At 39.8% G+C, this 10,263-nt stretch carries 6 protein-coding genes; 4 read left to right on the top strand and 2 right to left on the bottom strand.

Annotation, left to right across the window (positions count from 1 at the left end; all coding sequences use genetic code 11):
* The first annotated feature begins 170 nt into the window (after nucleotides 1-170).
* The gene (locus ICL16_RS42230; RefSeq protein WP_190838213.1) at nucleotides 171-1,043 is read left to right on the top strand and encodes a 6-carboxytetrahydropterin synthase; all 873 of its coding nucleotides are present in this window, start codon (nucleotides 171-173) and stop codon (nucleotides 1,041-1,043) included.
* Nucleotides 1,044-1,119: 76 nt separating this feature from the next.
* Here the strand turns inward: ICL16_RS42230 and ICL16_RS42225 are convergent, their stop codons facing one another.
* The gene (locus ICL16_RS42225; protein ID WP_190838211.1) at nucleotides 1,120-2,031 is read right to left on the bottom strand and encodes a class I SAM-dependent methyltransferase; all 912 of its coding nucleotides are present in this window, start codon (nucleotides 2,029-2,031) and stop codon (nucleotides 1,120-1,122) included.
* A gap of 105 nt (nucleotides 2,032-2,136) precedes the next feature.
* Nucleotides 2,137-3,789, bottom strand: a complete 1,653-nt coding sequence (locus tag ICL16_RS42220) for a DUF3352 domain-containing protein (protein WP_190838208.1) — start codon at nucleotides 3,787-3,789, stop codon at nucleotides 2,137-2,139.
* A gap of 436 nt (nucleotides 3,790-4,225) precedes the next feature.
* Between ICL16_RS42220 and ICL16_RS42215 the strand changes: the two genes are divergently transcribed.
* The 3 genes from ICL16_RS42215 to ICL16_RS42205 all read left to right on the top strand — a co-directional run bounded on the left by ICL16_RS42215 (nucleotide 4,226) and on the right by ICL16_RS42205 (nucleotide 10,238).
* Nucleotides 4,226-6,817: a M1 family metallopeptidase gene (locus ICL16_RS42215; RefSeq protein WP_190838206.1), complete on the top strand. Its 2,592-nt coding sequence runs from the start codon at nucleotides 4,226-4,228 to the stop codon at nucleotides 6,815-6,817.
* Nucleotides 6,818-7,147: 330 nt separating this feature from the next.
* On the top strand, nucleotides 7,148-8,359 hold the full coding sequence (locus ICL16_RS42210) for a glycosyltransferase family 4 protein (RefSeq protein ID WP_190838204.1): 1,212 nt from the start codon (nucleotides 7,148-7,150) through the stop codon (nucleotides 8,357-8,359).
* Between the two features lie 661 nt (nucleotides 8,360-9,020).
* Nucleotides 9,021-10,238 (top strand): glycosyltransferase, encoded by a 1,218-nt coding sequence (locus tag ICL16_RS42205; protein WP_190838201.1) that lies wholly within the window; start codon nucleotides 9,021-9,023, stop codon nucleotides 10,236-10,238.
* Nucleotides 10,239-10,263: the final 25 nt, after the last annotated feature.

Genomic DNA, 10,263 nt, shown 5'->3' with positions numbered 1-10,263 from the left:
TTTCTTTCATGTTAGATGAGTTTGAACCGATTAAAGCTGTCAACTCATCCTAATTTTCCAAATTTAGAATTGCTGATAATTAATTGCCGGATGGAATTGGAACAAAAATTGGTTTATGCTGGAAATAGAAAAAGTTTAAGAAATTTTAATTTTTACTCTTTAGTGTAATCATGCAATGCATAGTTAATCGCCGTGCGCAGTTTTCGGCTAGTCATAGATATTGGCTACCAGAACTGAGTGAAGCAGAAAACATCAAAAAATTTGGTGCTTGTTCTCGATTTCCAGGACATGGACATAATTATGTCTTATTTGTCTCCCTTGCCGGGGAAGTGGATAAATACGGTATGGTTTTGAACTTGTCCGAAGTTAAGCAAGTTATTAAACGAGAAATTACTAGTCAACTTGACTTTTCCTACCTTAATGATGTGTGGGTTGATTTTCAACAAACTCTACCTACCACTGAGAATATTGCCAAAGTCATTTTTGAAAGACTTGCACCTCATTTAAAAGTAGTCCGCATACAGTTATTTGAACACCCTCAGCTTTGGGCAGATTATATAGGAAATTCAATGGAAGCTTACCTTACTACCAGTACTCATTTTAGCGCCGCTCATCGGTTGGCTCATCCTCTGTTGGGTGAAGAAGAAAACTTTGAGATTTACGGTAAATGCGCTCGTCCTCATGGGCATGGACACAACTATCATTTAGAAGTGACGGTGCGCGGTGAGATTGAACCACGTACTGGTATGATTATAGACTTGGAATCACTTAACCAGGTAATTAAAGATTACGTAATTGAGCCATTCGACCATACGTTTCTAAATAAAGATGTTCCTTACTTTACCTCGGTTGTACCGACGGCTGAGAATATCGCACTTTATATTAGTGATTTATTGCGATCGCCTATTCAGAATTTAGGAGCTACACTTTACAAAGTCAAATTAATTGAAAGTCCAAATAACTCCTGCGAAATTTACTGTTGTAATTCTGAGTCAAACTCCATTACAACGGAGCAAAATCAGCCAGTTTTAGTGCGCTTGTAACATATAGGGGTGTTGACAACAAAGACGCCCCCCCGGCTACAACAATTATCTGTAGAGACGTTCCGGCGGAACGTCTCTACAGTTGGGCAATTATTGTACGATGGCGAGGGCTGTTGCTGGTGATAATGGGAGTGTGAAAACCCGCTCCCACTATTGCTTGCTCAATATCCAAGGAAAAATACTCATCAAAATAAGGTTCAGTACTTTTCAGCAAAGTCTTAATGTAAGGCGGCATTTTTTTGTAAACCTCAGATTGAGGATTCATATCCATAATTGCCAGGTAGCCTTGGGGACGTAATAAACGACGCGCTTCAGTAAAAATTGCCTTGGTTGCCGATTGGGGCAATTCATGACACATCAAAAAAATTGAGATTAAATCAAATGAAGCGTTTGGTAGCCCTGTTGATTCGGCAGCAGCATGAACCCAATGAATTTGATGTTGACGCTCAGCACCACGGTAGTGAGCAACAGCTAAAAAGTAAGGAGATAAATCTACTCCTGTAATTTTGGCGTGGGGATAAACGGATTGTAGAGCAAAAGTACTCATGCCCACACTACATCCCAAGTCAAGTATATCTTGGGGTTGATTGGGGATGTGTTTTTTTAACAAATTATGGTAACTTTGACGTAGTTGAGCGTCGCCCTGCGCTCCTGTACTTGAAAAGATCCCCGCATGAACTGCGTAAGCTGCAGATTCTACTTCAAAAGCCGCTTGCCAGCTAAGATTTCCGCTTTCGTAAGCGTGGAATGACCGCAGGTAATAATCTGGGTAGGTAAGTTGGGGGTTTTGTACTTGAGATAAATCCTTTTCCCAACCTCGCGCCTGTAATTCCTGCACTTGTTTTGTCCAAGGTACACCAATTTTCTCGGCGCGTTTAATCATCATCTGCCTTGCTTGATGTTTAGCAAGGTTGGCGAGGGGCTTGATTGCTAGTACGCCATTGATGAAGCGCGAGGCTAATCCAGGAGTGTTTTGAACTGCGGTCATATAAAAAATGAAGCTAAGTGCCATTAAAAAATTACCACAAACTTGCCATGCGGATTTGTCACAAAATCTCATGTAGAGACGTTACATGTAACGTCTCTACAAACCCTACTGGGCGGTTTTTGGTTTGAGGGCTAGCAACATTTCTACTTCACTGGTAGATTTGTTTGGGCTGTTGACAGTTACTCCTAAACCACGAATGGAACTAAGGATGGCACTGGCTTCAGGAGAGATAGACTGATTTTGGGCTGTGGAATAACGATTGTATAAAGATACAGCTTTTTCCATGTCTACGTAGAAGTAACCACTATTTGGCTTTTGCAAAGAAGCAGTTGCAGCTTTGAAGTTGTCACTATTGTCTAAAGTTTTACTTGCTGGAGTTGTCAGTGTATCGGCGATAGGACCACCAAAAGCGACAAAAACACTTTCTTTATCTAACCAACCGTGAGATAATAAAGCTCCTTGCTGAGGAATTTGCCATTCTGTGATGTCTTTTCCGCCGATGTTTCTTTGGGAAACGCTCAGTTGCTGGTTTTTGGCAATGGCGTCTAGTTTAGTGAGAATAGATTCAGCGGTTGTGCGATCGCTCGTATGAAATATCAAAGCTCCACCAAAACCGACATTTGCTAACATTCCTTGATTTAAAGGAATGGCTGCTAAGCCAAATTCACCATCCATCCATCCAAATACTTCTTTATCTAAATCAATATTGGCTGTTTTTAATTGCTCACGCGCATTCAAGAGAGTTTGATTCAACTCTGGAGTATTTTTCGATTGTTCTACTAAAGCTGACCACCAATTGCTGATCCCTTTTCCACTGACTAGGGCAATTGTATCACTGGGCAATTGAGACACTACCCGAGCATTCGTACTTTGATATTGAAATTTTACTAGTTGAGGATCTAAATTGGCAACTGCTTTCATTCTCACGCCAGCATCATCAATCCCTACACCCGCCACCATCGATTTCATCTGTTTGATTTGTGCTAGGGTTTGTGGCGGTATCTGGGTTGCTTGTGGATTTGTCGCGATCAGTTGCTGTACCATGTTGAAGTAGTTAGGTACGTAAATTTGTGCTACTGTATTTTGTAAACCAACACTCTTTGTGATAATATCGCTACTTGTGGCAAAAGAAGGCTCTCCTTTGTAGGTATCTATTGCCTGTTCCACAGCCTGCTTTTGCGGAGCTAGTATGAGATGTTCGTTTAAAACTGTAGTATATGTAGGTTTACCCTTAGTCGCAGTTTCAATAATTTTTTCGCCTTTGTAGTCGATTTCTTTTGCGCTGACATCTTTTTGCGACTTTAATTTGTTGGCAAAATTCAAAGCGCTAACTTTATCTTTGATCCCCACTACCATTAAGATATTTGGTTGTTGTTTTGCAGAAGTATCCTGAACTCCTTGAGTTGGGTTTGTTGGTAGCATAGCAATCATGACACCACCTACCCAAGGTTTTAGGTCTTTTTCATAAGAAATATTACTATTAGTGAGCAGATCTTGATTAAAGCTTTCTAACCCCTTTGCCACTAACTGTTGAGCGCTGGGAGTACCAAACTGCTGTAACTTCGCCCAAGTGCTGTCATCGGTGGAGATGTACGTTGCCATTAATGCTTCATCAGGTACTACTTTAGCACTACTTGAGGCGTCTGCGATCTTTCCCGCAGGTCCTCCCTTTAAATATATATAAGCAGCTATACCTCCTACTACAACTAAAGCAGTACTAACAGCAGGGATTAAAAATTTCGATTTGCTTTCTGGCATTGCGATTTTCCTATACTTCTTAAATTGTGCTACGGGCTATTACAAACGTCATTGTAGAGTTTTCGGATTTCTTGTGAGATGGAAGCAAAATGGTCGGAATTTACTGGTAATATTAGTGTTTCTACATACTTTAGGTTATATATTTCTCCAACCACTACTTCTATTCAATGAAGACTGCATCAGTAAATACTGTGTTCTTCATAGAAAAAAATTAATCTGAATAACAGTAACAAGCTATCCTATAGCTATAACAAAGCTTAGGAGTATTTTTACCCAATGAGAACTGTTACAGGAGAAAGTAACTCTTAACCTAGTAAAAACAGGGTGCATCCAGACAAGTGCATCTTTCTTTGATTGGGGAAATACAAGCGATGTAGCTGTTTTTCATAACTAAATCCAACAAAAGTTATCAGGATTAAAAGGTCAGTAAGCATCAATGTCGCAGTATTATTTTGATACAGAAAGTAACACTCACAAATCTTTTCAGTTGCCTGGGGCAAAACCTCATTACAACCCCGATCGTCCTGGACAAGTAGAACACATTTTTCTGGATATTAAGCTGGATATACCAAATCACAGTTACCAGGGTAATTGTAAAATAACTTTAACACCAATTCGTTCTGGGGTAGATAGCTTAACATTGGATGCAGTTAACCTCAACATCCAATCAGTTCAAGTTGATGATCTTCCACACTCCTTTGAGTACAACGGAGAAAAACTATACATCAAGCTAGTAACACCAACACAGGTAGACAAGCAGATCAAGATCGCGATCGCCTACTCAGTGGAAAAGCCCCAACGCGGTATTTACTTTATACAACCAGACAAACATTACCCGAAAAAGTCGATCCAGGTATGGACTCAGGGAGAAGATGAAGACTCTCGCTTTTGGTTTCCCTGCTTCGACTATCCAGGGCAACTATCTACATCAGAAATTCGTGTGAGAGTACCCAAAAACCTAATTGCGATTTCTAATGGAGAACTAATTAGTACCATTGAAGATGGTAATCACAAAATCTACCACTGGTCACAAAAGCAAGTACATCCTACTTACTTAATGACATTAGCAGTAGGAGATTTTGCCGAAATTCAGGATCAGTGGCAAGACAAAAACAATTCCGCTCAGGTGATACCGTGTCCCTACTACGTAGAAAAGGGACGAGAAGAAGATGCTGTACGCAGTTTGGGCAAAACACCGAGAATGGTAGAGTTTTTAAGCGAAAAGTACGGCTATCCTTATCCATTCCCCAAATATGCTCAAATCTGCGTTGATGACTTTATTTTTGGCGGAATGGAAAACACCTCAGCTACACTATTAACTGATAGATGTTTGCTTGATGAAAGAGCAGCCTTAGATAATCGCAATAGTGAGAGTTTAGTCGTCCACGAACTAGCACACCAATGGTTTGGTGATTTGGTAGTAATTAAACATTGGTCCCATGCTTGGATCAAAGAAGGGATGGCATCCTATTCTGAAGTCATGTGGACGGAGCATGAGTACAATGAGCAAGAAGCAGCATACTATTTATTACTGCAAGCTCGCAGTTATCTATCTGAAGATAGTGGTCGTTATCGTCGTCCAATGGTAACGCATATATATCGTGAAGCGATTGAACTTTATGATCGCCACATCTACGAAAAAGGATCTTGTGTTTATCACATGATTCGGACAGAATTAGGAGAAGAACAGTTTTGGAAAGCAATTCAAACATTTGTACAAGATAATGCTCACAGAACTGTAGAAACAGTAGACTTGCTCCGAGCAATTGAAAAAGCTACTGGACGCAATTTATTGTTCCTATTCGATCAGTACGTCTTCCGTGGTGGGCATCCAGATTTTAAAGTCGCTTATGCTTGGGATAATGATTCTCATCTAGCAAAGGTAACAGTAACACAAACCCAAGCGACATCAGATGATAGCAGTTTGTTTGATCTGAAAATTCCCATTGGTTTCGGCTACAGCCAACAAGAAGCAAAAACCTTCACGGTGCGGGTGAATGAGCGCGAACAAAGCTTTTATTTCCCCTTAGAAGAGAAGCCCAACTTTGTGAGCTTTGATGTGGGAAATAATTATTTAAAAACTGTTTCTTTGGAATACCCTGTACCAGAGTTAAAAGCACAACTAGAGTTTGATCCCGATCCCATCTCGCGCATCTTTGCCGCAGAAGCTTTGGCGAAAAAAGGTGGTTTAGAGGCGGTAAAAGCACTGTCAGCAGCACTACAAAAAGACTCCTTCTGGGGTGTACGCGGTGAAGTGGCGAAACAGTTGGCACAAATACAGTTGAATCAAGCTTTTGATGGATTAGTTCTTGGGTTGAAAGATAAAAATGCTCTAGCGCGACGTGAAGTGGTAGAAGCGTTAGGTAAAATCAAAACTCCGGAAAGTTATAAGGTTTTAAAAGAATTACTACAGGAGGGCGACAAGAGCTATTATGTGGAAGCAGCAGCAGCGCGTGCGATTGGAGCAATTGCGGCGATGAATAGTGAAGATAAACCTAAGGAAGAAAAGGTTTTAAAGCTGCTAAAATCTGTTTTAGAAGAACGGACGGGTTGGAATGAAGTAGTGCGTAGTGGTGCGATATCAGGTGTAGCTGAGTTCAAAACTTCGGAAGCGGCTTTAAATTTAGTTATGGAATACACTAAGCTTGGAGTATCGCAACCTTTACGTCTTGCGGCAATTCGCTCCTTAGGGAAGATTTCTGTGGCTCAAAGTCCGGCAAATGTAGAACGGATTTTGGAGCGGTTAACAGAAATTTCTAAAGAAACATTCTTTTTAACACAAGTAGCGGTGGTTACAGCACTAGGGTTTATGGAAACCTACAAAGCAATTGCCATTTTGCAGGCAATAGCTGAACAAACACCTGATGGGCGTGTGCGACGCTATGCGGAGGAAGAGATTTCTAAGGTGCAAAAGAGTGTAGGTTCAGATACCGCGCTGCGTCAGTTGCGTTCTGAACTCGATTTACTTAAACAACAAAACCAAGAACTCAAAAGCCGTCTAGAAAGTTTGGAAGCTAAGTCAAATTAGTTCATAAAAGATTTCTGATTTCGTAGAGAAGTCGGGAATCAATACTACTCGGCTCAACGAAAATTAGAAACCCGGTTTCTTAAACCGGGTTTCTGGCACATCAACTATCAGAGAAACCAGATTTCTTCTGAGGAACCGGATTTCTCTTATTGTTAAGTTTTATCAAATTATTTTAATTTTATATTTTTTTTAATAATTAAAATATTGCTTATGCTTATTTTAAAGCATAAGCAATAGATAAACAACGGTTTGATTACTTTGACAACTTGTTTTCTTCAAGAAAAACATAATTTATTTTACATTTTCAAAAGATAAATTTAGGATGTTTTTATGCTTAAACCAGTTTTAACAATTTTTTATCAATTTAACCCTTGGAACTCCACAATTGGAGGAATTCAAACTCTAATCAACATTTTTATTAAATATGCTCCTGAATACTTTGACGTAAAACTTGTCGGTACAGGAAACTCAAATCAGCGTGTAGGTAAATGGCAAGAAGCAGAATACGCTGGTAGAACAATTAGCTTTTTACCTTTATTGAGATTAGAGAACGATAATGTTAGAGGTTTAATACCTACAACAGTCAAATATACGGCTGCCCTTCTCGGGCGTTGTTTTGCCTCTGATTTTATGCATTTTCATCGGTTGGAGCCAACTTTGGCAACTTTAAACTGGCAGGGAGATAAAACTCTGTTTATTCACAACGATATTCATACACAGATTCAATCTCAAATTGATAAAAATGCAATTTTATGGCGAAGATGTCCAGCTGCGTATTTTGCTCTAGAAAGCCTGTTAGTTAACCAATTTAGCCAAATTTACTCCTGCAATACTGATTCTTTAGAACTTTACCGACAACGTTATCCGGCTTTAGCAAATCGGATGGCTTACATCAAAAATTCATTTGACAACGAGATTTTTTATCCATTGACTAAAGAGGAACGAGAAGCAAATAGGCAAGAACTAGCTATCCGGCTGGGTTTGCCGACAGAAACACGTTTCGTCTTGTTTGCAGGTAGGCTGCATCCGCAAAAAGATCCGATTCTGTTAGTCAGAGCGTTTGCCGCTTTGAACGATCCTTTTGTTCACTTGCTGATTGCTGGAGATGGAGAGTTAAGATCTTTATTAGATCAAGAAATTGCGCGATTGGGGTTGAGGCGTCAGGTAACTATGCTTGGAGCGGTACTTCAAGCAGAACTAGCACAGTTGCATCGCATCTGTAGTGTATTTGTGCTGAGCAGTGCATATGAAGGTTTACCTTTAGTGGTTCTTGAAGCTCTAGCCAGTGGCACTCCTGTCGTCACAACTAAATGTGGTGAAACTCCAAAATTGCTCACAGCTGACAGTGGAGTTGTTTGTTCTGAACGCACTCCAGATTGTATAGCCAATGCTTTACGTCAGGTACTGCTACATCCAGAGGATTACTCTTTTCAGTCTTGCGTGCGAACTGCTCAGCCTTATAGTGCTAGATCTATAGTTAGGGATGTTTATAATCAGATGTTGAATCGCTGGGAGTTGGGAACTCTTTCTGTATCTGGGTGAATAAAAATAACGTAGAGACGTTCCGCCAAAACGTCTCTACAATGATTCTGAATAATGCACTTTCAAATGTGCAACGCCCTTGCAACAGCTTACTAACTTCACACAGGAGATATGTGTTGTGTAGCACAATACATATCTTCAATAATTACAATTTTTGTTTTTCTCTTTTACTTTGACATTTCACTTTTTGTTAAGATATTGTAAAGTAGCTTGGCTTTAATTTTTCTTTACAAGGTATAAAAAAATCAATCATGTCAAATTTTACCATATTGCTAAATTTAATAGAAAAATTTTATACATTAATTTATAAAGATTCAATAAAGATTTCATGAAGCAAGAGATAATTAGAGCGGAAAAATACTAGGATTTTAATGGTGTAACCGAATTTATAGGTAAAAACAACAAAAATTTTTTGTGCTTTTTTGAAAGTAACAATGTTGCAAAAGTACTTGTAAAAAAATTACATAGTATTGTAGAAATGCGTAAAACTTTGTTGAAATTTATTACCTTGAAAGATTTGAAAACACTACCATCGGAGGGATGCAGATACCCAGAAAAATCTTTACTTTGTAGGAAGATTTGAATGAAATGAGTTGAAATCGTTTTTCGGTTTTAGAAAAGCAAACCAGTAAATACACGCACCTTGTTCAGGTTGGTTGTCATGCGTAAACCTATTCTGACAATTTTTTATCAGTTCAATCCCTGGAACTCTACTATTGGAGGTATTCAGACACTCATCAATATTTTTATTAAATACGCTCCGGACGAGTTTAAGGTGCGGCTAGTAGGTACAGCAGATAATTTGGTAAATCAACCTTTGTACAAGTGGCAAGAAGCAGAATTTGCAGGTAAGGAAATTAGTTTCCTGCCTTTAGTTGCACTGCAAAATGATAACGTCAGACATGTAATACCAACAACGCTAAAGTATACGGCGGCTATGTTGGGACGTTGCTATGCTTCTGATTTCATGCACTTTTATCGATTGGAGCCTACTATAGCAGCGCTGCGGTGGCAGGGAGATAAAACGCTGTTCATTCAGAATGATGTTCACCAGCAGATGGCATCGACTGATGATAAAAATGCCATTCTGTGGCGACGCTTTCCTCAAGCATATTTTGCGCTGGAACGTTTGTTAGTTGGTCAATTTACCCAAATATTATCTTGTAATACTGATTCTCTGGAACTATATCAAAAGCGTTACCCTCACATAGCTAACCGTGTCGCTTTTCTAAAAAACACTTTTGACGAGGAAATTTTTTACCCTCTATCAACCGAAGAGCGCTCCCGCTCCCGACGCAACTTAGCGCAGAAACTGGGTAAGAATGAGGAGACACGTTTCGTTCTGTTTGCTGGACGTTTACATCCCCAGAAAGATCCGCTCTTACTCATCAGAGCGATATCCGCTTTAGATGAACCAGATATTCACCTACTCATAGCAGGCGATGGTGAGTTAGCAGAACAAGTACGTTTAGAAATTAGTCAACTGGGATTATCTGAACGGGTGACAATGCTTGGAGCGCTCAAGCAAACAGAACTAGCAGATTTACACCGTATCTGCAATGCTTTAGTTCTCAGTAGCGCTTTTGAAGGTTTACCTTTCGTTGTTCTAGAAGCACTTGCCTGTGGAACACCAATTGTAACGACAAAAGCCGGCGAAACTCCAAAACTACTTTCTCGTGATAGTGGGTTTGTGTGTGAAGAACGAACTCCAGCTTGTATAGCCGATGCTTTACGCAAAGTAGTACTACATCCGGAAAATTACTCCATAGTTGATTGTGTGCGTAATGCGCAGCCTTTTGCTGCTCGCACTGTTGTTGGAGAAGTCTATAACCAGATGTGGCAACGCTGGGAGCATCGTGTCTCCATGGCTAGCACCTAATTGTCATGTTAACCCTATTTTTGGA

This window comes from Iningainema tapete BLCC-T55, from assembly GCF_014698965.1.
GTDB classification, from domain to species: Bacteria; Cyanobacteriota; Cyanobacteriia; order Cyanobacteriales; family Nostocaceae; genus Iningainema; species Iningainema tapete.
Note: the sequence above shows the minus strand (reverse complement) of the source record. Positions and strands in the feature narration are given on the sequence as shown.